Raw genomic sequence first — 511 nt, forward strand, 5'->3', positions numbered from 1 at the left:
CAACTGCTCTACTGGTATACTATTGTGATTGTTGTCACATTGTATGGAAATTTAATGCATGTAGTGTATTAGTACTACATATCCATGATGCTGGTAAGGGATTATGCGCAAAAATTAATTGAGCAGACTTGCCATGTTAAAAAAAATACTAAAATATTCTCTATTGACATTAGTTGCCATGTTAATTTTTGTCACATTAGCAACATATCACTATCTAAGGGCTCTAGCAGACGCTGACGCAATACAACTTGACGAGCAGTCGAGAAAAATTATTGAAGTTTCCTATAATTCGGAGATGAATTCATTCATCGATGAAGCAAAATCAATCGCTTACGCGTTATCGAGTCTGCCATCATCTTGGTCGTACGACAAAGATAAAAATGATTATTTACAGTCTGTACTAAAGCATACCGCAGGTGAAACTGAAGCATTGACTGAAGTTTTTGTCGCCGATTTAGAAGGAAGAGTATTGACTTCTAATGGTTGGATTTCTGATTTTAATGCTAAAAAG

At 35.4% G+C, this 511-nt stretch carries 1 protein-coding gene; it reads left to right on the plus strand.

What is annotated here, in order from left to right; translation table 11 throughout:
- Nucleotides 1-133 precede the first annotated feature (133 nt).
- A partial coding sequence (locus R7O13_RS31065) for a hypothetical protein (RefSeq protein ID WP_318305753.1) occupies nucleotides 134-511 on the plus strand: 378 nt, incomplete at its 3' end.

It is taken from the genome of Vibrio sp. Y176, from assembly GCF_033438945.1.